The organism is Novipirellula rosea, from assembly GCF_039541335.1.
GTDB classification, from domain to species: Bacteria; Planctomycetota; Planctomycetia; order Pirellulales; family Pirellulaceae; genus Novipirellula; species Novipirellula rosea.
In genome coordinates this window covers 726,957-753,378 of sequence record NZ_BAABGA010000120.1, presented here as the reverse complement: position 1 = coordinate 753,378, position 26,422 = coordinate 726,957, and the positions used below count along the sequence as shown (strand labels likewise).

Below are 26,422 nucleotides of genomic sequence, written 5' to 3'. Positions count from 1 at the left end.
CGCCTACGCCTGTAACTCACTGGCAACATCACTGGCGTGATAATCGATGACGACATCTGCACCGAGATCGCGACACCGTTTCACCTTTTCTTCGCCGCCAGCGGTCGCGATCACGCGTGCTCCGATTGCTTTAGCCATTTGCACCACGGCCGAACCGACACCGCCAGTGCCGCCATGCACAAAGATCGTTTCGCCGGCCTGCAAACGCGCTTCGCGGACGATTCCCAAATGAGCCGTAATCCCAACCAACGCGATCGCCGCAGCGTCTTCGTCCCGAACATCCTTAGGAATCGCATGCATCCACTGTGCATCCACCGCACACAATTCTGAAAACGTGCCTTGGTGGCCAGCTGAACTCTGCTGCACTCCCCAAACTCGATCGCCGACTTTGAACTGCGTGACCTTGGCCCCCACTGCTTCGACAGTGCCAGCAAGGTCCGAACCAATCACGTAGGGACTTGGCAAATCGGCGGCCACCGCACCGCTGCGGATGTACAAATCGATCGGATTGACCGAGACCGCCCTCACTCGCACCAGCACCTGCGATTCGGTTATTTCCGGCGCCGGCAATTCGCCATATTGGATCGACTGTGCAGGTCCAGTCTGTTGAATAAAAGCAGCTTTCATATGCGGCAACTCAGATGAAAATGAGGGGATCGAGCCAGAGATTTTTGAAGAAGCACTATTGTAGCGTAGTGTCCCAGGCCGATTCACCCTCGATCAACATCCAACGTGTATCGCAAGCCAATCGCTCAAAAACCTGCTCTCGACCGCTTGGCCACACCACCGTGACTCGATCGACCGAATCGGCTGCGGCGAGTCCAAAGCAAAGCACCGATTCGTTCTTTGCACAATAGCCATCTCCGGTGTTGACCGTTTGCGTGATCGATCTCGAGTCAAACTCGGCCGTCACTCGCGCCCCAATCGCGTCTCGTTCCGATGTCGTCCCTACCAACTCAAGCTGCAGCCAATGGTGGGACGTGGAAGTTTGGTTTTCAAGCAAGACCGCATTCTGCTTTAGATCCGTGATGACAACATCGACGCGTCCATCACGGTTAAAGTCGCATTTGGCCATGGCGCGGGAAAAATGCATGCCGATCCAGTAACCATCGTCGCCTGAAACCTCTTGCAACACAAATCGGTTTCCCCGCCCGGCCAACAGTTGCGTCGGCATCGCAAACAGACTTCCGTTGGCGGTCAGATCTTCGATGTGTCCATTGCCCACGATCAAGTCCCACACCGTGTTGTTGTCATAATCGATCGTCTGGGTTCCAAAGCCCAACATCTTTCGTGACACCGTGTCCAATTGGTACGGCACCGCGGAATCGACAAACACGCCCGACTCGTTCTGCATGTATTGATTGGACCACTCATTTTCAAAATTCGTGATATGCAAATCGGTTCGTCCATTGCCATCGAAATCGGCTGAGGCAATTCCCATGCACGCCATCGGCTTGCCCGCACTTCCGTACGCCACGCCACGCGACACCGCAACATCCACCAGCGCCGAACGCATATCATCAGGATCGTGACGCACCCACAATTGATTGGCTCGCAGATCGTTTGCTACAAACACATCGTTACCAGGCGTTTGATCCAGGTCCGTGACCAACAATGCGAGCCCGGTACTAAAGTCGTCTGCATCTTGATCTCCGAGCGGTTGTGGCGTCATCGTTCCATCACCGCCGGAAACCCAGACGCGATCCATTGCAGGTTTAAATTGCAACGGCCCCGGCAACGAGACGGGTTTGCCATCGGCGTCATACTGGATCGGATCAAAAATGCTAGGATCATCCAGATAGTTGACCTCGATAAGGTCCGGAAGCGCGTCGCCCGTCACGTCGGCGATCGCCACACTGCTGGTGAACGACGACACCTCTGCGAGCGAGTCGTCAGCAAGCGGACGAAAACTACCATCTCCTTGGTTGATCAACAGTTCGTTTCGCCCCAAGTTGCCGATCATCAAATCGGCGAAACCGTCTTGGTTCCAATCCCCCGCAGTCACACCGACGGCGTACGCTCGATTATCCGCCGTGGCCTCCGTGATGACGTTTGTAAATTGACCGTCTTGATTTCGAAACAACGCATTGGAATAAGCCGAGATTCCATCAGGTGGAGTTGTCGCCGCTTGTCCAAAATAGAAGTCGACGTGTCCATCTCGATCAAAATCCAAACATGTCACTCCGCCACCGAAGGCTTGGAAGATTTGAAACTCACGTTCCACTGGGACGGCGGCATTGCGATAGCGAAACTCAATACCGACTTGCTCAGCGACGTTAGAAAATACGGCATCGATCTGGGGAAAATCGTCGCGAGCCGCTGTAACGTGCGAGACGGTTTGAATCGCAGCATCCGCGGTGGACGAGACAGGTTTGAGCATGGCGAACCAGCGATCCAGCGACGGCAACTCGCTTGGATCAAGCCCACACAAAATCGTTGATTCGTCGTTGCCAGAGGGAAATTCGGCTAGGACGCGTGACTTGTAACTGCCAATCTGATGACGCTGGGGTGATTGAGGCGAAAAAAGGGTCAGGGCAAACTCCTGCCATGCAATCGCCTCCAACGACCGTCCCACACTCATCAACCCAGTCGCCAAGTCGACGAATGCCTGCGAATTCGGATGCGTTGCATCGCGGATCGTTCTGACATTGTGTCCCAACGTATCGAGCGATTGAGATCGTGCACGAAACAATTCGGCCTGCGACGTGCGTCCCGCATTTTCGAGCGACTGAATCATCCCATAGTGAGCGTCCAAACTGTGCGGTTCCTTCTGGATTGCGTTCACAAAACATGCGATCGCTGCATCGTCTTTGTCGTGAATCGCCAAGTTCCCGCACGCGATCCAGTAATCGGGATAACGCTGGCACTGAATGGGCGCCGAGGCAACCCAATCCCTCAGTTGCGAGTACATCTGTGCGTCGGCCAGCGTACGGCCTTTCAATGCCAAGAACGCTGGATCGGTTCGCTGCCCACTCGGATCGTGCTCGTTCAAACACTGAAGTGCCCGGCGTGGATTCCCGTCGATGCGATAGGCCGAAGCGACACTCATCACACTCAATTGATGCTTCGGCCACTCGCTGCGATCTTGCGGAATATCCTTCACTGCGACCCACGACCGATCGGGAAAGATCAAGCTAACCAATTCGTCAAGTGTCATCGAATGGTCGCGAATCAGAATTCGAAGCTGCTCATTGGCGTCAAACATGTATCCTTGTTGATTCAGCATTTGAGCCAACCGCCGTCGGGCTTCGTAAAACTCAGGCGACCGCGTCAGCAGCGACTCGAGCCGCTCGATCGCTTCTTGGACCGCTCCGTCGTGGTACAACAGGTTTGCCGCATGAGCCTGCAGATCGTCATGACGTTGCGGATGCACATCCACCATCCGGTCCAACAGCGATACCGCGCCCGCGATGTCCTGATCGGCGACCATCACCCGCAGCATCAACGTATTGAATCGCAAATCATCAGGATCCTCGATCAACAAATCACGGATCACCAACGAGGCTTCGGACGTGGCCCCCGCCTCGATCAACTGTACGGCTGACTCCATTCGCTGCGGTTGCGTCGGAGACAAATCCGCTGCAGATTCCGAGTGGTTTGCGATCGGATCCACGTTTGCCGTGATTTCGTTTGCCTCGCGACACCCGACCAATCCCACGTTCACGACGAAACACAGCAGAGTCAACACGCAACTGCGGCTACACGCGTCCAATCGCCGTCTTGCACCGAGGCAATGGCCGCACCACAGCAGCAGAACGTTCAAGAAATCAAAGAGCGTGCTGGACCTCGACCGGCAAGCGGTATTACTAGACCAAGGGATTGTGATTCGCATCGTTACCACCTAAACGCGTCCGCGTCTCCCTGAACGAGCAACCAGCGAGAATTGAGCGAGAGTTGATGGAATCGCTGTTGTTGACCATCGGGCCAACTCACCACGACATCGCAATCGCCACTCGCGCTACCCATTCCGACTCGAATCACACGCTCGTTGCTACACAGAAATCCGTTACCTGAGATTTGCCCCGCGGTCCACTGTTGATTGCCCGACTGAAGATGAATTGTCGCACCAATCGCGTCTCGCGAACAATTGCGTCCGACAAGCTGCAATTCCAACCAATCGCCTGCTGGTTCGCTGTGGTTGATCAGCAGGGCAACGGGTTCGGTTTGATGGGTCACGACCAAATCGGTGCGTCCATCACGATTGGCATCCATTGTCCATAGGGCACGTCCGACGTGAGGCGACTTCAAATATTCGCCGGCGATCCGATCGGCGATCGAAACGAATTCGCCAGCGGACACACCATCGTCTAACCAACGTCGCTGAAACACCTGCATCGGCTGGGCATAGAACGCAGCACGGTCGTCACTCGGATAGTGATCCACATGTCCATTGGATACCACCAACTCGGGAACCGCGTCATTATCAAGATCAACCGCTTGCGTGCCAAAACCGACCATCGGTAGCGTCGGTTGATACAGGTGGTGGATGGCCGTTTGGTCACGCCACAACCCATCACGCTGTTGATCATGATAGGTGTTGCCTTCGTTGACAAAGTTCGTGACATAGAAATCGGTGTCGCCATCGCGGTCGAAATCAGCAACGGCAATGCCCATCGAACCTTGCGCCGCAGAGCGGTCATCGGATCCAAGGCCACGTAAAATAGCGGATTCGGACATTTGATAATCGGCGGCCGATTGCGAGTCGTGACTGCGGGTCCAGTAATGGTTGCTGGTCATGTCGTTTGCGACAAACACATCCACGCCCGGTTGCTGATCGAACTGGCCTGCGGTCACGCCCAGTCCACGCCCCTGAACCGAGGCCGTCGCATTCCACTGAGTTGTTTGATCCATAAAGTCTCCGTCGCCGTGACTTTTCATGAACGAATCGGCTGCGGCGGGAAAAACGATTGGCGAGCAGGCTCGCGCGATCTCGGCGTCCGCGCTGCGACAAATTTTGTGGACTGGTTCTAGCCCGTCGCAGTAGTTAACAATCACAAGGTCCGCTAAACCGTCTGCGTCCAAATCCGCGATCGCGGCACTTGTCGACCAGGTCGACGCATTGCGGTCGCCCAAACGCTCGCTTGCATCAGCGAAGGTGCCGTCGCCGTTGTTGACCCACAACGTGTTGGGGCCATAGTTCAACACCAAGATGTCGGGAAATCCATCTTCGTTGACATCACCGATCGCCACGCCTTGCCCAAAGCCTCGATCATCGGCCCCCGCCTGAATCGACACATCGGAAAACCGACCACCGAGATTTCTGATCAACCCGTTGGCGGCCGAATCGAATTTGCCCGGTGTTCCGCCAGCGGCGGCTAAGTAAAGATCAACCCAGCCATCAAGATCGAAATCGATCGCCCCGCCACCACATCCGACCGTTTGATAGAACATCACCCCCGGCCGGTCCAAATCATCACCGGTGCATCCAAAGAATTCCAAACCACGCTGGTTTGCTTCGTCGACCAACGCCAACGTTTCCGCTTGACCTGCACGCGGCATCGAAGGTGCCCCCGACGACGTGGGCATCGAGCCGTCTGTGATCGCAGCACGATCCGAGGCAAGCAATTGCGGCAGCGGCAAATCACTCAAATCGAGCGTCAGCTCAGGGTGCAACGTCAAACTTTGCCAAGACGTGTCCTTGCGAAGCGCGGCGATGATTGATTGACGTACTTGCTTTACCGGAACATCGTCGTCGTCCGCCAAAGTGGTGGCTAACGCAGCCCATGCCTCAGCTTCCCAAAGTCGCCCGAGTTGCTGCAACGTGGTGGCAATCTCGATCGTCGTGCGGCGATCCGGATGATCACGCCTCGTCATCGATGTTTTTAATTCAGCCAATCGGCTGAGCTGAACCGCCCGATTTTCGATCGCGGTGATCGTCTCGGCGTCCAGTCGATCGGGTAAATCCTGAAACCGCCTAAGCGACGTACTGAATTTCACCCACGCCTGGCGAACATCCGCATCGCAACGAGTTGCTTCCCAATACGCCCGCGTTGCTTCCGCATCGTGTTGCTGCGATCTTGCCAAATCTCCGATGGCGATCCAGAAATTTGGATAGCGATCGATGTCGTCACAGTGGGTTATGGCCAGTTGAATCAAGTCGCTTTCGCGTTGCTGAGCGAACAACACACGGCACTGAAGCGATAGCGCCGGGGCGTAATCCGGATGGAAGCGGAGACTATCCTGCAACCGTAACGCCGCGTCCTGCATTCTGCCAAGATCGTATTGAATCTTCGCTTCGGCGATCATCGGACGATGATCCTTCGCGTTACGCCGTGCCATCTCGGTCAATGGATCTGCGGTCTCGGTGCGAGTTTCGCTACTGCATAGTGCCAACAACAATGGCAAATCAAATTGGCGATGACGAACCAGAAAACGTCCGTGCGGGATGCCATGAACGTGATCTTCGACGCCGGTGTAAAAATTGAACAACATCCGCCGCATCGCGTGTTGTTGCGGATGCCGATCAATGCACTCGTCAAGCAGATCGATTGCGTCGTAGACCCGTCCGGTGACAGCGAGAGTTGCAATCGCTTGTTGTGTCCGTGATACGTTCTCGAGTGACTCGGCACGACAGGCGTCGATCATCAGATCGCCAGCCAAATGCGGCTTCTGGTTTTCCAATGCGACGCGAGCTACCGACGCGATCGTGTCAGCATCTCGCGGATAACGCGATAGTACGACGGGAGACAACTCCCATGCCTTCGCCCAATGTTGGCCGTCAATCGCGTCATTCAGCGATTGCAGTGAGTCAGAAGCTTGCTGTGAAGCAGTGAACCGCTGTGAACCGGAGGACTGCAGTGAATCCGAGCCCAACCGCAAATCAGCGTCACTTGACCGATCGCAGCCGCTGATTAGAAGCAGCCAGAGCAGCGTCAGCCGAATGATCATCCGAGACAACCAAGGGTGTGCGGCAGAGAGTCGATCCGCTAGAAATATCATAGAAAAAACCTCGTCAAGTCCCGACGAGTCATCGGTATCACGAGGTGGAAGCGAAGCGGGTCACCGCTTCGAACAAAGTACCAATCGGTGGCACGACAGGGCGAGGCGTCATAACACGCCCTGTCGACCATGCGATCCCGTTTCGCCTTTATTGGCTACGATCCCCTTTTCTTGATTCGGCCATCGATTTAGCGTAGTCGGAATCTCGAGCGTCAAGCTGTGCTTGGATTTCAGGCGTCGGGCCGCCCACGATCGTGGGAGAATCCGAATCGCCGCAGCCGGTGATGGTCAGCGTTCCGAGGAACAAAGCAGTGCAACAAAGTTGCGTCAATGGAATTTTCATAATTTGTTATTGTGTCGAGTGGGAAGTTTGAGAACAGTGAAAGCGGCGTGCAAAATTGATTGCCGCCTCGTGCAACCGAGGGTTGCACGAGAAAACTTGGGGTGCCGATCGGCGGATTAAAATTCGCTGACCGTCTCTTTGCTTGCTCGCGTGCCAAGCGCCCCCCACAATCCGTAAGGACTCTTTGAACCGGGAGCAGAAATCCCGGTTCGGCTGAATTCAACCATGTGAGCTTCTTGGTTACCCGATTCGATCGAATTGGTAATGAACTTGATCGCACCGTCGCCCATCAACACATGACAACCACCTTGGTGGCGACTGCTTGGGGGTGCAATACCTTCTTGTCCAGGCCATTCGCCTTGGTAGCACAGCGTGCTATTGGGCGGCAGGATGGTCATCATGCCGGTGTGCAAGTGCTCACCCGTCATCCATTGGTAACCACGACCGTAGATGGAACCGTGTGCCTTGATGATGGTATTTGTACCGGAGGCCCAGAAACGAGGACGTTGGGCATCGACCGATCCGTCGGTTCGACAAATCGACGGAGTCGCTTTGACCGCCTTGAAGATTGCCGCATCGGTTGTGATGTCACGATCGCCCAGATCCGTATTGATCTCGCCGGCAATGATCGTATTGGACAGTCCGTCCAAAATATCCCGAAATGCCATCTTTTGGTGCACCACAAAGGCGCCCCGTTGTCCCGCACGGCACCATTCGGCATCGCCGGTCGTGACGACCAATGTTTGATTGACCGCGCCCGATTCGGCTTTGGAGAAGGAATCGCCGAGGCAACATGCATAGTTGGTGCGTCCCATTCCTGGCAAGCCTGTGCCGGGGTCCGAAGGACAACGGAAACTTGGCAATTGGGTCATCCCCGGTGGATAGGTATAGTTGCTGCCCGGCTTGGGCCCCATCGCGGTCCACGATGGCGTTCGAGGCACGAGTCCACCAGCCGCACTGAGTTCAAAACCAAGCGGATTGGAGATCTGTTCCCAAATCGCTTGCTGCTCGACAAAGGGCGTGATCGGGACAAGCCAACTGAGTTGACTTTGAGTGGTCACACTCGTTCCGTCCCACCAAGCCCCAGTGGTGGGGTCCAACCCGGTCCCGGTTTTCTGCTTCGGCAACTGGTTGTACGCGGAGTGGTAATTGTGAACCGCAAGCCCAATTTGCTTGAAGTTATTGCTACAGCTCATGCGGCGAGCCGCCTCGCGAGCCGCTTGGACTGCTGGCAGCAGCAGACCAACTAACACGCCAATGATCGCGATCACGACGAGAAGTTCGACGAGCGTGAAGCCCGACTTGGAAGTTTGGGGACGGAACATAATAAGATAGCCTTTGGAAAGAAAAGAGAGAAAACACAACTGTGTTTTCAACTTGAGACACTTCGTAACATTTACTTTTTGTCGAAGCTCACTGATCACCCATGGATGCAACCGCGGGCGATGAGGAAGCCGGGGGGCTTTTTAACTTGGACCTCCTCGCCAGGGGCGTTGTAGGGATGATTGTGAGAAAACGAAGACGGGTTCATGAACGAAACATGCCGCAAAACCGGCCAATAGACGACGGAGTAAGGAGCGAGTATTCATCGCAATACCCTCGCTACCGATTCGCGACATTTCAGTTCGGCCTGTAACTTTGGCAGCACGCAGGGTTTGCCTTGCATTAATTGAACGAGTCCCGCGGCGGCGGCCGCTCCCATCTCCGTTCCCGGTTGTCGGACCGTGGTTAGCGGCGGAGTCACATAAGCCGACTCACCCTGGTCATCAAACCCGACAATGGACACATCCTCGGGCACACGAATCCCATGCCGCTGCAAAGCCAGTCTAGCGCCGTAGGCAACCATGTCATTTGCACAGAACACCGCAGTGAAGGATTTACCCCGCATCAACAGCGAACTGATCCCGACGATGCCCGACTGTGCCGAGAAGTCTCCTTCGAGCACCAAGCCCGGATCGAGCTCGATGCCCGCGTCGGCGAGCGCTCGTGCGTAGCCGTCGAATCGCCGCATCGCATCCTGATGCTGCTTGATCCCTTGAATGATCGCGATGTCGCGATGCCCAAAATCAATCAGGTGCTTTGTCGCATCGTAGGCGGCGCCGACGTTGTCGATATAAACACATTGGTTTTCCCAACCAGGTATCTCTTTGCCGACGACGATCGTTGGCAGCCGTTCTTTTAATTCACTCAATTGTTGCTCAGGAAGATCACCGCCCAGCAGCAACAACCCATCCACTTTTCGTCCCAGCACCGCTCGGATCACTTCCAATTCAGTGCTCTCTTCCCACTGACCGTCAACGAACAGCGGCGAGTAACCGGTTCCGGCAAAGCCTTGAATCACGCCTTGCATGATCATGTCGTAAAACGGGCTGCCAATTTTCTGTGTCACCACGCCCACCGTCATCGAACGCCCGCTGGCGAGACTGCGAGCGAACGCGTTGGCTTGATAGCCAAGCGACTCCATCGCCTCGAGCACAACTTTGCGTGTCTGCTGATTAACCACCGACTTGTCGTTCAAGACACGCGACACCGTACTCTTGCTGACGTTGGCTCGTGCCGCGATGTCGCTGATGGTGGTTCCGTTGAGTTTCATGTGGGCTCGCTTCGTGTAAGGCTTCTGCAACCGGTTTCATTAAATCTACGCACCTACCCCCATGCACTGCAACCGGTTTCTATGAAGTTTTCGCAAAACCCCGTTTTCGTGACGTGTTTCCGAAATCTTATTGCAACCGGTTTCATTCGTTGTTACGGTAACGTTCCAGAAGGGCTGAATCGACGCCGGTTGACTGCAACCGCGTCACTTATCACTGGTCTTTCTCGCTTTTCACCTACTGGATGACTGTGCCCGTGACTGCGATTGAACCCACCGAAAGTCCTGGAATCGCCACAACCCCCCCCGGCGATGGTGCGATCCAAGGCCCGGTTTCGTCGGACCCTCAAAGCGACCAACCGCTCAGCGTGGGTGAAAAACTGGGTTACGGTGTAGGGGACACCGCATCGAACCTGTACTGGAAAACGTTCGAATTTTTCCTGGTCTACTTCTATACCGACGTGTTTGGTTTGACGGCCAAGTCGGCGGGCACGCTGATGTTGGTGACCCGGATTTGGGACGCGATCAATGATCCGTTGGTCGGTTACCTTGCCGATCGCACACGTACAGCGTGGGGACGATTTCGGCCCTATTTAGTTTGGATGGCCGTCCCTTTTGCCATCACGGGGATGATGACGTTCTACACGCCGAATCTCGGCCCCACCGGAAAATTGGTTTACGCCTACGTCACGTACACCTTGGTGATGATGGCCTACACCGCGATCAACATTCCGTACGGAGCGTTGATGGGAGTGATCAGTTCGGATTCGATCGAGCGGACGAGCGTTTCGACTTACCGGTTTGTGGCTGCATTTTGCGGAGGCATTGTTGTCCAGTACTGCACGTTGGGGATGGTTCGCTACTTTGGTGGCACCGAAACCGCCGTCATCGATGGCGTGGCGAAAGAGGTCGTCATCAATGAACAAATGGGCTTTTTCTGGACGATGGCGATCTTTTCGGTTGCCGCAGTGATCCTATTTTTGATCACGTTTGCCACCACCAAAGAACGAGTGCAACCGGCGGTCGCGATGAAGTCGACCTTCCGCGCCGACTTGCGGTTTGTGCTGACAAGCCTTCGTGTCCATCAAGTGATGTTAGGCGGATTGGCTCTATTGGCATGTTTAGCCACCGCGTTTTCGCCAACGACGCTTTTGCCCATTTTGGGCGGTTACGTGTTGTTGAGTCTGGTGTCGTTGGCGGTACGCCAAGTGGCGCTACATCGCTTCGACGATGTCACCGAGGCATCCACCTTGGAAATGGACTTTAACGATTTGATTTCCAATCGTCCTTGGATGGTTCTGTTTGGTTTTGGGCTGTTGCAACTCTCTGGCTTGTTTGTTCGCGGCGGTGCCATTTTGTACTACTTCAAGTACTACTGTGGCGACGCCTCGCTCGCTCCGATGTTTTGGGTCTTGGGCAGTTTTGCTGCGATCGCCGGGATGTTGTTAACCAAACCGCTCACGCGAATCTTTGGCAAAAAGAATCTGATGATTGGGATGAACGCGGGAGTCGCCGTGCTGACGGCCTGCTTCCTGTTTCTTGAACCGGACCAGATTAAAACGATGTTTGCGTTGCAAATTGCCGCGTCGTTCATTGGCGGACCGGTTCCCGTGTTGTTGTGGGCGATGTACGCCGACACGGCGGACTATTCCGAGTGGCGTGGAGGTCGACGCGCCACCGGGCTTGTTTTCGCCGCCGCCACCTTCTCACAAAAAATGGGCTGCGCCGTTGGCGCTGCGATGACCGGATTCGCACTGGATTATTACGGTTATCTGCAACCTCTGTTAGGCATTGAGCAATTACAAACGTCCACGACGCTCGCAGGTTTGCGAATGATGATGAGCGTGATTCCTGCGATATTCCTGTTATCGGCCGCGGCCTGCCTGCTTTTGTACAACATCAACCAACCGCTTTCGGCGCAAATCGAGCGTGAATTGCAAGCGAGAAGATCTGAGGACTTGCAATCGGCATAACACGCTTATCGCGTCGGCATGGATCGTCCAATGACCTAGACACTTAGTTCGCCAGTCGCACTCTTTTCACAGCAGATTCCGTCTCCCTTCTATCACTGTTTCAATATGACTTCTCTTCACTCCCCTGCGATCACGCGGCCTAGTGTCTCGGGACAATACGTCCAGCTCGAAGGAGCAACGTGGTACAAGATCACCAACAGCCACTTGATGCCCCCGTTCTTCATGAGCGCGGTGAGTTCCAGCGACCACTGGATGTTCATTTCCAGTCGCGGGGCATTAACGGCGGGCCGACAGAACCCCGACTCGGCACTTTTCCCGTATTACTCGTCAGACAAGATCGCCGACACCGCCGCCCATACCGGGCCCAAGACGTTGTTGCGTGTTTTGCAAGACAATCACTGGGTGTTATGGGAGCCGTTTTCGACCGCGCCGATCCGTGATGGTGGGCGGTCGCAAAACCTTTACAAAAATTCATTTGGCAACCGCATCCTGTTCGAAGAGATTCATCATTCGCTCGGCATTGCGTTTCGCTACGTCTGGACTTCGGGTCACCATTTCGGTTTCATCCGCCGCTGTGAGCTGGTCAATCTGAACGACGGTGCGGTGCAAGTCGAAGTGACCGATGGGCTGCAGAATTTGTTGCCAGCGGATCTGGGAAAGGATTTCCAGCTGCGTTACAGCAATTTGGCCGACGCCTACAAAAAGAGCGAGCTGCTTTCCGATGCGGGCTTGGGGTTGTATTACCTCAGCTCCATTCCGACCGATCGCGCCGAACCTAGCGAAGGACTTCGTGCGACCGTGGCTTGGCAACATGGATTGGATTCGCCAGCAATTGCACTGAGCGATACTCAACTCGAGCAAGTCCGCAACGGCGCCGATCTGGTTTCTGAGCACGAGGTGCGGGGACGCCGAGGCGCATTTTTCGCATCGAAACGGCTTGAACTGCAACCGCTTGATCCTGTGCGGTGGAGCATCGTCGCGGATCTGAATAATGACCACTGCGACGTCATCAAACTGCAGCACCGTTTGACCGCCAGCGGAGATGTCGCCGCCGCGTTGGAACAGGACACTTCGGCCAACGAAACGCAACTCCTTAAAATCTTGTCTGCTGCGGATGGCCGTCAACTTGGGGCGAACCAACTGCGTATCCAACGTCATCAATCCAATGTGTTATTTAACGTGATGCGGGGTGGACTACCCGCCCATGGATACGAGATCAACACCACCGATTTCCACGCCCACGTGCAAGGCGCGAACCGCGTCGCGGAACAGCGTAACGCGACCCTATGGGACGATTTACCGAAGTCGATCTGCATGGACGAACTGCAATTACGAATCGCGGAAACCAAAGATCCTGATCTGATCCGCATCGCTTCGGAATACTTGCCGCTGTACTTCAGTCGTCGGCATGGTGACCCCACACGGCCATGGAACACCTACTCGATCGACGTTCGATCCGAGGACGGATCCGAGAAACTGAGTTACGAAGGAAATTGGCGAGATATTTTTCAAAACTGGGAAGCATTAGCGGTCGCGTATCCTCATTTCGCGACCAGCATGGTGTTTCGCTTTGTCAACGCATCGACCGCCGACGGCTACAACCCCTACCGCATCACCAAGGACGGATTCGATTGGGAAGTCCCCGATCCCAACGATCCATGGACCAACATCGGATACTGGGGTGACCATCAAATCATCTACTTATTGAAATTGCTCGAACGCTGCCGAGCGATGACTCCAGTCCAGCTAAACGCGTGTCTGTTTCAACCGTACTGCACGTACGCTGACATTCCTTACCGCATTCGCCCCTATGAACAAATTTGTCGTGATCCTCAAATCACGATCGATTTTGATTTTGAACATGCTGCCGAGATCAACCAACGTGTCAATTCCATTGGAAGCGATGGTAAACTGCTTTGGGGCGACGATGGCGAACCCTACCACGTGGGGCTAATTGAAAAGCTGCTAGTTCCAGCGCTCACCAAACTGACGAATTTTGTTCCTGAAGGAGGCGTTTGGCTAAATACCCAGCGGCCAGAGTGGAATGACGCCAACAATGCATTGGTCGGCCGAGGATTGTCGGTCGTCACAGCGTGTTACCTTCGCCGCTATCTGACGTTTCTAATCGATTGGTTCAGCAATCCCAGCGATGATCTGCCTAAAACGACACCAATATCCCAATCGGTGTGCCGGTTAGCCGAGGCGGTCAAACGCGTTTTGCAGCAGCACGCCGATGCGTTTGATGGCGTGATTCTGGACGACCGCCGCAAACAAATCCTCGATGCGCTGTCGATCGCCGGCGAGGACTATCGCGACCAAGTGTATCGCGGTGCGATTTGCAACGAACAAGAAGAGGTCGCCTTGGCGTCGTTGGTTGACCTGTTTCAACAAGCACGAACGATGATCGATCACACGATTCGCAGCAACCGTCGCGACGATGGACTTTATCATTCCTACAACTTGCTGCATCTCGAGGACGATTCCGCGTCGCTTTCGCATCTGTACGAAATGCTGGAGGGGCAGGTCGCGGTGCTCAGTAGCGGAATGTTGTCGCCTTTGGAATCGCTCGAAGTGCTCGATGCATTGCGGTCCAGCAAAATCTACCGCGAAGATCAGCAAAGTTACATGCTGTATCCCGACCGTGACTTACCTCGATTCCTGGAAAAGAACCGCATCTGTTCAAAAAATGCGTCACCTTCAGCTCTGCTTAAAAGCCTGCTCGCAAACAAGAACGTCGAGATTGTGCGGCAAGACATCCATGGCGATTTACACTTCAACAGCCACTTTCGCAACGCATCGGATCTGAACCTTGTGTTGGACCGATTACAGCATCACCCGCAATATGGCGAGTTGATACGTCAGGACCGGGCACTGTTAAACGAAATTTTTGAGCAAACCTTTGGGCATCGACACTTCACTGGTCGGTCCGGGACCTTTTTCGGCTACGAGGGACTCGGATCGATCTACTGGCATATGGTTTCCAAGCTCGCTTTGGCGGTCATGGAGCAGTGTATACACATCAGTGACACAACATCGCCGTCTAACTCTGACCTACGGAAGCGATTGCACGCGCACTATCGCGAAATCCGCGATGGGATCGGATTAACCAAGACTCCATCACAATACGGAGCCTTTCCCTCGGACCCCTATTCGCACACCCCACGGGGCGCCGGCGTCCAACAACCAGGGATGACGGGGCAAGTCAAAGAGGACATTCTCTGCCGCTGGGATGAACTTGGGATCCGCATCGATAAGGGCCAACTCCGCTTTGACCCGGTCTTTTTCGAAACAAGTGAACTGCTTCAAGCGGACGCGGAACTTGTCTATTTCGATGTCCTGCGGCGGCGGATCCACTTGAACGTTTCGTCAGGTTGTTTTGCCATGACGTTGTGCCAGGTGCCGATCATTTATCGCCCCAGCGACCGCCCTGGAATAAGCATCCATTACGCGGACCAGCCGACCGCCCACCGCGAAGAACTGATAATGACCGCTGCAGAGACGGACATGTTGTATCGTCGCCGTGGTGAGATCACTCGCATTGAGCTGACCTTTGTCGCTCCGGCGTGACGCCACGCCTGATTCTTTTTACGTCGTTCCCATCCTCGCAACCGAAAGCTAAAAACTATGATATCTCGAATCACCAAAGTAGCACTTAAAATGACAAGAAAGACAACAAACCGCGTGGTCTGCTTTGCGGCCATCACTTGCATCGGGATCGTCCCGGCGATGGGACAAGAGAAAGTCGATCCACAAGCGGCGTCCGCGGGCACCGCAATGAAGTTGGTCTGGCAAGACGAATTCGATGGTGACTCGCTGGACTACGCCAAGTGGGGAGTCGAGGTCAATGCGTTTGGAGGCGGCAATAGTGAGCTGCAGATTTACACCGACCGCTCGGAAAACGTCCGCGTGGAAGATGGCAATCTGGTGATCGAAGCTCGCAAAGATAACGCGGGAATCAGCGGTACCGAGCGTGAGTATTCATCGGGACGCGTGCGGACCAAACATCGCGGCGATTGGAAGTATGGCCGCATCGATGTGCGAGCGAAACTTCCTGAGGGAGCCGGAATTTGGTCCGCGATTTGGATGCTGCCCACCGACGATGCTTACGGCGGCTGGGCTGCCAGCGGTGAGATCGACATCATGGAAATGAAAGGGCAAGAACCCGATCAAGTCTTAGGCACGTTGCATTACGGCGATGTCTGGCCACGCAATGCATACAGCGGAGACAAGTACAAACTGCAAAACGGAACCTTTGCAGACGATTTCCATACCTTTTCCGTCGTCTGGAAACCGGGCCAAATCGATTGGCTAATCGATGGCAAGAAGTACCAAACGCAAACCAAATGGAGTAGCACCGGAGGTGAATTCCCGGCGCCGTTTGACCAAGAATTCCACTTGCTTTTGAACGTCGCAGTCGGCGGTAATTTCCTCGGTTCGCCCAACGACTCGACGCCGTTCCCTGCCCAAATGTTGGTCGACTACGTTCGCGTTTACCAATAGCAAAAGCTCAGAAAAGAAAAACGCGTCGCCAAAATTGACGACGCGTTTTGTTTTCGTTGCGTTTGACGTGAACGCGGTGAAGGATCTCCTAATAGCTACCTTCGCCAGAAGGTGGTGATCCCAAACCGACGGCAAACATCCACGCTCTGGCGAGCGTAACGACAAGATTGCCCTGCGATGGGCGCCGACTAATTCACCCCTGTCAATGCACCGCCCCCGCCGAGAGCTTGATACGCGTTGACCGTGGCAGCCAATTGCTCTTGCTTGGTGTCGATCAAGACCATCTTAGCCTCCATCATGTCACGCTGAGCCAACAGCACCTCCATGTATTCGGCCCGAGCGTTCTGAAACAACTTGGTTGCACTGTCGACCGATGCTTCCAACGACTCGAGTTGTCGCTTTTTGATCTCAATGCTCTTAGCATAGTTGTCGACTTTGCTCAGCTGATTGACCACTTCGGTATACGCATTTAGCACGGTACGTTGGTAGTCATACACCGCTTGCAGTTGCTGAGCATTCGCACTGCGATAGGCCGCCTTGATTGCCTTTTTGTTGATCAACGGGGCGACCAAGTCTCCGGCGACATTGTAAATCAATGATTCTGGTGTCGAGAACAGGTACCCGGCATCGAAGGCTCGGTAACCCACACCTGCACTAAGATTCAGCGAAGGATAGAAGCGAGCTCTGGCGACTTTCACATCCAACCCAGCCGCTGCCAATTCGCGTTCGGCTTGGCGGATGTCCGAGCGGTTACGCAGCAATTGTGCTGGCACCCCGGCGCTGAGCGTGTGGAGGTCCAAGTCGATGTATTCCACCGAGGATCGCTGGACGGGTTGGGGGTAGCGACCGAGCAGAAAATTAATGCGGTTCTCGGCTTCGACGATCCGCTGCTGGATGATCAGCTTTTCGCTTTGGTTCTTACGCACTTCGGCCAAAAATCGCTGGACGGCCAATTCGGTGCCGCGACCGGCATCCTTCATCTGTTGCGAGGTCTCGAGACTTCTCTGTTGGATCTCGATGGTCTTGTCGAGTGTTAGCAACTGGTTGTCAAGCGCCAACAGCTCGAAATAGTTCTCAGCCACCTCGGCGACCATACGGGTGACGATGTAATTTCGTCCGTCAATTGATCCGAGATAACGTAAACAAGCCGCGTCTCTCGCATTGCGAAGTTTACGCCAAATGTCGATCTCCCACGACACGTTGGTCGCAACCAAGAAATCGGGCAACGGATCGGGAAACGATTTGCCGCGAGCATCGAGATGTTCTTCGACAGCCCCTTCTCGCGAATAGGCACTGGATTTTTCAACACCTGCACCGGCGCCAAGCGTGACGAAGGGCAGGTATTCACCGCTTCGAGCCTGAACCTCGTTCGATGCGATCTGGATCTCTTCGTTCAGAATCTTCAGTTCCTGGTTGCCCGTCAACGCTTGGTGGATCAGACCGGTCAGGTAGGGATCGTTAAAGAATTCAAAGCGAGGCACCTGTGACGAATTTTCCCAGTTGGAAATCCCGATCTCCACGGCATCGTAGCCAATCTCCATCGGGTTCGGTCCAACCCCTGATCCGCCCGGCAGATCACTCAAGTAGTCGGTCTGATCCTTCACCGGACTCGTGTTGTCCGCTGAGTCATCAGCTTCGTTCAACTTCAGCGCACTTGCCGGTTTGACGAAGCTTGCCAGCTTGAAAGGGCCTAACAGGCTTTTCGATTCGCTTGGGGATTCGTCCGCGTCAACGAGATGCTCCGGGAGTGACGACGCATCGCTCTGGCTGACAATATCCGGATCCGCAGCATCTGGATCCCCAGTAGAAGCACTATTGATCCACTGAGTATTCAGGTTGTAGTTTTCTGGCATCGTCGGTCCCGGTTGGGCCCGGCGGAGCGGCGGGACAGAACACGACGGTAATACAACCAGAAAGCTTGTCACGACCGCCGTCGAAATGGCGACGTTCTTAAGCTTGGTACGCGGGAATTTTATTAACAGGTTCATCCGTCTACTCCTTGACGTTCTGATCCACGATCTTCAGCTCGCAGTTGTCGACCACATCCATGTGGACGAAACGCGCAACCACCCAATTTTTGAAAGAGCGTTTCTATCCCGAATTAAGACAACAACCGCTGTCCAATCGGGTCGCTTGATAAAAGCTCTGTCCCCCAAGGCTTGGTTTCGTCAACGACGGACGTTGCCCGGGGGTTTGCCTCGATGGCAAAACCTGCAACAAACTGCGAGCGATCGCCACTGCTTCTTCCTTCGACCGTTGCGACAGAGGGCCTTTATCGGTTGTACGTTTAAACCTCGTAAATTCCCGCGTAAAATCGTCCTGGACGCTGCAATTTTTTGCAGTCCATCGTCACTTATTGCCGATGGTCGCCACCGTCGGCGTCCGATTGCGTAGGAGGTATTGAGTTTGGCGATTATGCCGCCTTTATGCCTCGTGTTCGAATCGCTCGCTAAGGGGTTCATCGGTTTCATCTTGCAATAGTTTTTTACCGTCGGCCAACTTGCCAAAGATGTAATAGAGTCCGGGAATCAACAACACGCCAATCACGGTCCCCACCAGCATGCCGCCGACCGCGGTCGTACCGATCGTGCGGTTCCCGATTGCCCCAGGGCCAGTGGCACGGACCAACGGAATCAAACCGGCAATGAACGCAAACGAGGTCATCAGAATCGGCCGAAACCGCAGTTTCCCGCCTTCGATGGCTGCGTCCTTTAGCGACAATCCATCGTGGCGACGCTGCACCGCGAACTCGATGATCAGAATCGCATTCTTGCCCAGCAGTCCAACCAACATGACCAACCCTATTTGTGCGTAGACGTCGTTGGCTAAGCCCATTGCTTTAAGTAACGCAAAGGAACCGAACAGACCCACTGGCAACGAAATGATCACCGCCAACGGTAACAGAAAGCTTTCGTATTGCCCCACCAAAACGAGATAAACAAACATCACGACGACCAAAAAGATATAGACAGCCGTGTTCCCTTTTTTGGCCTCGTCATAAGAGAGACCTTGCCAATCGATATCGTAACCGCGTGGCAACACCTCCGCGGCCACTTCTTGGATCGCTGCAATGGCTTGCCCGGTACTGTAACCTTCAGCCGGTGCTCCCTGGATGGCTGCCGTCGTGTACAAGTTGTAACGGCTGATCTCATTGAGGCCCTGCATTTTCTTGAGCTTCATGAATGCCGAGTAGGGAACATTCTCTCCTTTATCGTTCTTGACGAACAGATTCTCTAAGTCTTCGGGATACCGACGAAACTCGGGTGCCGATTGAACATAGACCTTATAGAATTGGCCAAATCGGACGAAACCTTGCTCCCAAGTACTGCCTACGACGATGGAGAGATTCTCCATCGCATCGGCGATCGAAACGCCCTTTTGCATCGCCACATCGTTGTCGATGACGATTTCATACTGCGGGTAGTTGTTCGCAAAGAAAGTGAAAAGCCCCTTTAACTCTTTGCGTTTCCCCAAGGCTTCCATAAACGTTTCCGTCACTTCGCCCATCTGCTGGTAGTCGCCACTGTTTGTCTTGTCCAGCAAGTTCAAAGAGAAACCGCCGGCCGCACCAAAGCCGGGAACCGCCGGTGGTTCATAGAACTCGAGATGCACATTGGCAATATCGCGACCTTTTTCTTCGAGTTCTTCGATCAACTGCTTCGAAGTCAGTTTGCGTTCTTCCCAAGGCTTCAAGTTAATCAAACAAGTCCCTGCGTTGGATCCACGCCCTTGGGTAAGAACTTCGTAACCGGCAATCGAGGAGACCGAAGTGACCTCGTCAAAGCTTTTGCAAATATCGGCCAGCTCGTGCGATTTGCTGTTGGTGTACTCCAGTGTTGATCCCGGAGGCGTTTGGATAATCCCATAAATCATCCCCTGGTCCTCGAGCGGAATAAAGCCGGTGGGAAGCACGGTGTTCACCAGAAAGATACCGATGCTAAACCCCATAACGAGGACCATGGTGATCAAACGCTGGGTCACGATGCCCTTTAGAATCCAGGCATAACCGCCGGTGACTTTCTCGACACCTCGATCGAACACCCTCAAGAATAACGCCAGTGGACTTAGACTTTTCTTTTTGTTCGGATCGTGAGGTTTCAGAATCATCGCGCACAGCACCGGCGTGAGCGTCAGGGCGACCAAACCCGAAAGCACAATCGACATCGCCATGGTGAGTCCGAATTGGCGATAGAAAACGCCAACCGGCCCGGTCATGAAGGTCACCGGAATAAACACGGCGGTCATCACCATTGTGATCGCGATGATCGCGCCGCTGATTTCATGCATCACCTCTTGGGTCGCCTGGTAAGGCCCTAGGTGTTGCGAGTGCATCTTTTCGTGCACTGCTTCGACCACCACAATCGCGTCGTCCACCACGACACCGATTGCCAACACCAATGCGAAGAGCGTGATTAGGTTGATCGACATGCCGAACATCAACATGAAAAAGAACGCTCCGATCAACGACACGGGAACGGCCAGCGTCGGGATCAACGTGCTGCGAAAATCACCGAGAAACAAATAAACCACCAGCGAAACCAACACAAAAGCTTCGAGCAGCGTGTGCAGTACCTTTTCAATCGACGCGTCCAAAAAGTTGGAAACGTCATAGGTAACCGAATAGTCCATCCCCGGAGGGAACTGTGCCTCTTTGATCTCTTCAAGCTTCTCTTTGACCTTATCGATGACTTCGCTGGCGTTCGAACCAGGAGTTTGCTTGAGCACAATGGCGGCCGATGGGTCGCCGTCGATGTCCGAGTACAAATCGTAGAATGACGACCCGAGTTCGACCGTCGCAACGTCTTTGATCCTCAGGATTTCGCCTTCGGAATTGGACTTTAAAATGATGTCCCCATATTGCTCAGGCTTGTCGTAGCGTCCCACCCAAGTCAAAACGTACTCCAACGTCTGCGAAGTTTTACCCGTCGCTTGGCCGAGACGTCCAGGCGAACCGATGATACTTTGTTCCGCCAACGCATCCATCACATCCTTGGCGGATACGTTGTAAGCACGCAATCGTTCTAAATCGAGCTCGATCCGCATCGCATAGGCACGGTTGCCAAGGATCGTCGCACTACCAATCCCCTGGATCCGCTTGATTTCGGGCAACACGTTGACGGAAGCGTAGTTGTACAGAAAATTTTGGTCGACGTTTTTGTCTTTGCTAAACACATTCACGTACATCAGCATGCTGGACATGTTCTGCATGACGATGATGCCTTCTCGATCCACGATCGGAGGAAGGTTGTTCTTCACCGCTTGGATCCGATTATTGACGTTCATGACCGCCACGTTGGGATCCGTTCCAGGTTCAAAAACAATTTGAATCGTTGCCTCGCCAGCACTGGTTGCATCGGAGATCATGTAACGCATGTCCTGAACGCCATTGATCGCTTGTTCCAGGATCACCAAGGTCGAATCGACCAAGATTTTTGCACTCGATCCAGGAAACGACACCGAGACCACGACGCTTGGTGGCGCGACCGAGGGGAACTGAGAAATCGGCAGCGAAACGATCGACAACCCGCCCATAAACAGGATCAGCAGCGAGATAACGATGGCCAGCGCGGGACGATGCAGAATTCTTGCAAACATAGTTCTAGATGAAGCGGGGTTGGTTTCGGACTTGTGGTTGTAAGCAGGTAGGCAGGAATCATTGGGTGAACCCCCGTTAGCCGTGTGGGCGCTAACCCCGGTTCAGCGCCGGAACCGTGGCTAGCGCCAAAACGGCCAATACACTGAAAGGCTCCTGCCCAACTGCTTAGCGGCAATTTCGCGTGTTTTGGCCAACGTCGGGGTTCGTCGAATTTCTCGGCGACTTCCGCTACCGAACGGTCGGAACGCCTATTCGGCGTGGTATTTCAGATTGTCGAGAACGTCCTCGGCAGCTTGGAACTCGTACTGCACGTGCTCGCCGTCACGGACTTGTCGGATCCCTTCGAGCACAATTTTTTCGTTGACGTCGAGCCCCTGCTTGATCAGATAAATGTCGTCCTGTTCACTCTGAACAACGATTTCGCGTTGATGAGCAACCCCTTCGTCGTCGACAACAAACGTGTACCTCTTAGCAAGAATCTCGAAGGTGGCTCGCTGAGGGATCACAATCGCGTTTGGGACTACACGGCTGAGCAACACGGTGCCGGTTTGACCGTGCCGTAACAAATGTTGGGGGTTGGGAAAGTCGCCTCGGAACGCAATGTTGCCTGTCTCGTTATTGAAGTCGGCTTCGATCGCTCCGATCGCTCCCGCGTGAGGAAACTTGTTGCCGTCGGCCAAGACAAGCTCGACCTTGACATTGTCTTTATCTGGGGTGGCTTCGTATTGCAGATAGCGAGCTTCGGGAACGTTAAAGTAAGCCCACATCGTGCTGTTGTCGGACAAGGTGGTAAGCACGTCGCCTTCTTCGATTAGACTGCCTTGTTGTTCGTGTTGCTTGTCGACGATGCCATCAAATGGTGCTCGAATCGTGGCGAAGTTCAACTCTGCTTGCGCCAAATTGACCTTCGCTTGGGCCTTTGCCAACTTTGCTTTCGCCAATGCGACTTCGGGCTGGGCAACAATGTTTTGTTCAAACAACCTTTCTGTGTTTTGCAGTTCAATTCGTGCCAATTGGGCCTCGGCCATATCCGATTCCAATCGGGCTTCGTACAGCGTCGGAAGAATTTTGAATAACAACTCTCCCTGCTTCACCCGCTGCCCTTCCTGGACCGCAATGGTCTCGAGATACCCGCCTTCCAAAGCACAAACTTCGATGTGACGCCACGAATGAATTTGGCAAACGTACTGCTGGGTACTTACAACGTCCTTGGCAACCGGACTGGTGACCACGATTTTGTGTTCTCCGTGGTGCTCAGTCTGATGGCCTTCATGATGATCTGCTTGATGGCTTTCTTCCCCGTGGGAACTCGGCTCGGCATCATGATGCTCCGCGTGCGGCACCAAGCCCTCGCTCGAATACGCTTCAGAGTGCGATAGGTAGTACTGGTTCTTGAGATCGCTGAGCTTGTTACAAGCAGGAAGCAAAACAAGAAAGGACACTCCAAGGATGACGGTACGAAACGCTGCGATATTCATAAGATTGATGATTTGTAGTAGTTGGTTGTCGAGTGGATCGTCGTCGGACTTACTGGCCAACGTTCGTGGTCGTAGGAATCCACATGCTGGTGATCGCCAGCGTTTTCGTTTCCCTATGCCATGTCGTTCTCGTGCAACGCGGGCAACAAGAGGTGGTCTGCAATAAAGAGCACTGTCCTGCAAAACATTGCAGTCTTCGGTTTTCGTTTTCGGTAAATGACGTCACCCCGGTGGGGCGACAAAGAGGCGGAAAAACCAAGGAAAAACGGCTCCGTTTCGGCCTCAAACGGGCTAACCCCTGAAAGGATTTTCCGTTCGTTATGACCTTAAAGCAAAAGGGGGACCAAACCACGTTTTGCAGTCCCACGCCGGACGCGACAACCAACCTATGAGCGTGGAGAACGCCGCGAGTGGGGAGGGCGATTCCACTTGCAAGTGCAGATCCCCTGGCTCCGCAGAACGGATGCGTGCCAGGTTCCGCGGCTGGGGAAAAGAATGGCCTCGAGTTTGATCGAAGGGGCCAGAAAAAGGCAGCGCAGGGCTGGTTTACGGCACGCGTTTTATGATTGACATCGATGGCAACGACATCGATAAGTCGCGAAACCCGCCGAGCGAAACACGCAAGCCACGGCATCCGAAACGCGATGCGAGTTTCGCTACGTAAACAAAAAAAGTGTTCGACTACGGTGATTGCCGGATCCAATCGATGGCGGCCGTGGTCGAGTCGGCATCCGGTGAGCCTAGCGTTACCGCGTCCGGCTTTCCAAGCGTGTGAAAGGCCGTACTCACGATCGCGGGGATCGATTTCTCGCCATTGATCCACAGCGGGTGTGGGGCCGACAGTGCCAATAGCGTGGGCAGGTCACCATACTTGATTGCTCCGGGCAGAAAGTTCACGTGGCTCCAATCATTGAGCATTTCAAACCGAAACCCCTCGGTGTCGATTGCAACGCGATCCATTTTCGCTCCGGCAATCACACGAGCTGCGGCAACCAGCGGGCCGCCACCGTTGACGCCCAGCACATGTAACGAATTGGGTTCGTGATCGTCGCCACGAATCCAGGCCGTCACAGTCAGAATGTCATGGACGCGGCGAGCAAACACGGTGTCGTTGTAACCGTAGGTGTACCCCGCAAACGGACGCGGATTTTTGACCGTCGGATTCTCTGTGAGCGAATCCGATTCGCTTGTGAATTCGCCCTGGCCGTACAAATCGGCGCCAACGACTGCAAATCCTGCCTTCACCAACCGCAACAATTCCGCATGAGGATTTCCACCGGGAAACATTCCCGACTTGCCCTGGCCATCGATCCACAACACGACTTGCTTGTTCCACTTGTCCGGCTTCGGATAGACCGAAACGACGGGCAATTGTTCGCCTTTGTCTGTCAGCGTGATCAGATCGCCAAACTCGATGTACTGCTCGCGTGGTTCTTTCCAGACTTTGGTTCGCTTGATTTCCGAAGCCTCGGGCATCTCTCGTCCGATCAACGTCTGCCAAGCCGAGCGGACCGTGGCGAGGTAGGATCGCGTTTCACGATCGCCAGTAGGCGAGTGATTTGACAACACGGCCAAATCTCGCTCTTTTAATTGCTTCAGCAATTTGCGTTCGTAATCGTCGCCACCTTTGGGGGCCGGGTGTTTGTCGTTCCAGACGGTATATTCCTCGGGTGTCAGCGGTTTCCAATCGAGTTCTTTGATTGGCTCCTCTAATCCGAGGTCAAGATATTTATTCATCCACGAATACATCACACTGCGGCTGACAGCGTTGTAATTGTGAGGAAAATGCAGCATGGGTTCACAGTACACATCCCCGGCGACGCCAAGCATCGCGTACAGTTCACGAAGTTGCGGATAGCCCTTGGTCATCATCTCTTTGGTCCAATCATTCGCCGCCGTCATCGCTTGCGGCCGCGGGGCAAACAAGGCCGCAAGTTCGACGTTGCCGGTGCCGATGCGAAGCAGGCTGCAGTTTTCGCAGGTGCAGCCTCCCTGCATGCTGGTCGAAACCATGCCATTAGGAAAACCAACGATGTGGCGATCGTCGATCGCGCCCATCAGAATCGTCTGCGTTCCGCCGCCGCTGCCACCGGTGACCGCCAAGCGAGCCGGATCGACATCATCCAGACTCTCTAAAAAATCAAGCGACCGGATACAGTTCCACGTTTGCAAACCAAGAATGCTGTGCAGCCGGCCTTCGGCTTGAGCGGAGTAAAAGCCATAGTTGTCCCTGCCTTCTAATTCCGCGTCGTGCTTGGCATATCCATGCGCACGATCCTTCGAAATTTGTTGGCTGTCGACGTAGCCGAGCATATCAAAGATAAATGTGACACAGCCCATTCGAGCAAGTTGAGCGCAGCGAGCCAGTTTTGGAAAACGACCCGATTCGCGATGCAGCTCGGCACCCGATTTGATCAGTTCGTCCATCTTGGCTTCGCCGTAGTCGTACTGTCGCCCGCCGTGACCGTGAGGCGACAAGACCGCAGGCCGCTTGTGGGTCACTTCGCCCTCAGGCCGAAACAATAGTCCCGAAACAAAATGTCCGGGCAAGCTTTCGAAATAGACCTTTTCGACCGTAAAACCGTCACGCTCGACTTTGCCGTGAATCACTGCGTTGAGCGGCGTCTTCTCGGGCATCGGGAACAAGCCGGTCGCTACCAATACCCGTTGCTTCAATCCTGCCTGACGCTGCTGCCATGCCTCTTTCGATTCGGGAACCTCAAACGGAAAGTAGCCATTCAGATCCTTCGGTTCGCTCAGCCGAGCGTCATCGGGGCGAGTGTCGGCGTCGAGAACACGATGATGGGTGGGATCGCCAGCGAACAACGCAGATGAACCACAAACCACGAAACCAATCGCAACAGCGAGGAACGTAATTTGGGCACGGACAATGAGAAATGAGACTTTCACGGAGGGCTCCGAATCAGGTAGGAGAGTGTAGAAGCGGACGCCCATTGTAACCGATTTCGCACCACGAAAATCGTGAAGCCAGCAAAAGTGCAT

General features: G+C 54.3%; 13 protein-coding genes. 3 read left to right on the top strand and 10 right to left on the bottom strand.

Annotated elements, in window-relative coordinates; genetic code table 11:
* Positions 1-3: 3 nt before the first annotated feature.
* From ABD971_RS34855 to ABD971_RS34830, 6 genes are all read right to left on the bottom strand, one after another.
* A complete protein-coding gene (locus ABD971_RS34855; RefSeq protein WP_345328366.1) occupies positions 4-627 on the bottom strand; it encodes a quinone oxidoreductase family protein in 624 nt (207 codons plus the stop codon).
* A gap of 55 nt (positions 628-682) precedes the next feature.
* A complete protein-coding gene (locus tag ABD971_RS34850; RefSeq protein WP_345328365.1) occupies positions 683-3,832 on the bottom strand; it encodes a CRTAC1 family protein in 3,150 nt (1,049 codons plus the stop codon).
* Positions 3,833-3,834: 2 nt separating this feature from the next.
* Complete coding sequence (locus tag ABD971_RS34845; RefSeq protein ID WP_345328364.1) at positions 3,835-6,939, bottom strand: FG-GAP-like repeat-containing protein; 3,105 nt, start codon at positions 6,937-6,939, stop codon at positions 3,835-3,837.
* Positions 6,940-7,087: 148 nt separating this feature from the next.
* A complete protein-coding gene (locus ABD971_RS34840; protein WP_339941595.1) occupies positions 7,088-7,282 on the bottom strand; it encodes a hypothetical protein in 195 nt (64 codons plus the stop codon).
* Positions 7,283-7,398: 116 nt separating this feature from the next.
* Positions 7,399-8,607, bottom strand: a complete 1,209-nt coding sequence (locus ABD971_RS34835) for a DUF1559 family PulG-like putative transporter (protein ID WP_339941593.1) — start codon at positions 8,605-8,607, stop codon at positions 7,399-7,401.
* Between the two features lie 260 nt (positions 8,608-8,867).
* Complete coding sequence (locus ABD971_RS34830) at positions 8,868-9,875, bottom strand: LacI family DNA-binding transcriptional regulator (protein ID WP_339941591.1); 1,008 nt, start codon at positions 9,873-9,875, stop codon at positions 8,868-8,870.
* A gap of 254 nt (positions 9,876-10,129) precedes the next feature.
* Between ABD971_RS34830 and ABD971_RS34825 the strand changes: the two genes are divergently transcribed.
* From ABD971_RS34825 to ABD971_RS34815, 3 genes are all read left to right on the top strand, one after another.
* Entirely contained in the window at positions 10,130-11,845 is a 1,716-nt protein-coding gene (locus ABD971_RS34825; protein ID WP_345328363.1) for an MFS transporter, read from the top strand.
* Between the two features lie 105 nt (positions 11,846-11,950).
* On the top strand, positions 11,951-15,412 hold the full coding sequence (locus ABD971_RS34820) for a hypothetical protein (RefSeq protein WP_345328362.1): 3,462 nt from the start codon (positions 11,951-11,953) through the stop codon (positions 15,410-15,412).
* A 90-nt stretch (positions 15,413-15,502) separates the two neighbouring features.
* Positions 15,503-16,345 (top strand): glycoside hydrolase family 16 protein, encoded by an 843-nt coding sequence (locus tag ABD971_RS34815; RefSeq protein ID WP_345328361.1) that lies wholly within the window; start codon positions 15,503-15,505, stop codon positions 16,343-16,345.
* A 188-nt stretch (positions 16,346-16,533) separates the two neighbouring features.
* Here ABD971_RS34815 and ABD971_RS34810 read toward each other — a convergent pair whose 3' ends face one another.
* The 4 genes from ABD971_RS34810 to ABD971_RS34795 all read right to left on the bottom strand — a co-directional run bounded on the left by ABD971_RS34810 (position 16,534) and on the right by ABD971_RS34795 (position 26,329).
* Positions 16,534-18,333 carry a TolC family protein gene (locus tag ABD971_RS34810; RefSeq protein ID WP_345328360.1) on the bottom strand — a complete coding sequence of 600 codons (1,800 nt, stop codon included), beginning with the start codon at positions 18,331-18,333 and terminating at the stop codon, positions 16,534-16,536.
* Positions 18,334-18,769: 436 nt separating this feature from the next.
* A complete protein-coding gene (locus tag ABD971_RS34805) occupies positions 18,770-21,940 on the bottom strand; it encodes an efflux RND transporter permease subunit (protein ID WP_345328359.1) in 3,171 nt (1,056 codons plus the stop codon).
* Positions 21,941-22,189: 249 nt separating this feature from the next.
* Complete coding sequence (locus ABD971_RS34800) at positions 22,190-23,479, bottom strand: efflux RND transporter periplasmic adaptor subunit (RefSeq protein ID WP_345328358.1); 1,290 nt, start codon at positions 23,477-23,479, stop codon at positions 22,190-22,192.
* A gap of 621 nt (positions 23,480-24,100) precedes the next feature.
* Positions 24,101-26,329: an acetylxylan esterase gene (locus ABD971_RS34795; RefSeq protein ID WP_345328357.1), complete on the bottom strand. Its 2,229-nt coding sequence runs from the start codon at positions 26,327-26,329 to the stop codon at positions 24,101-24,103.
* Positions 26,330-26,422: the final 93 nt, after the last annotated feature.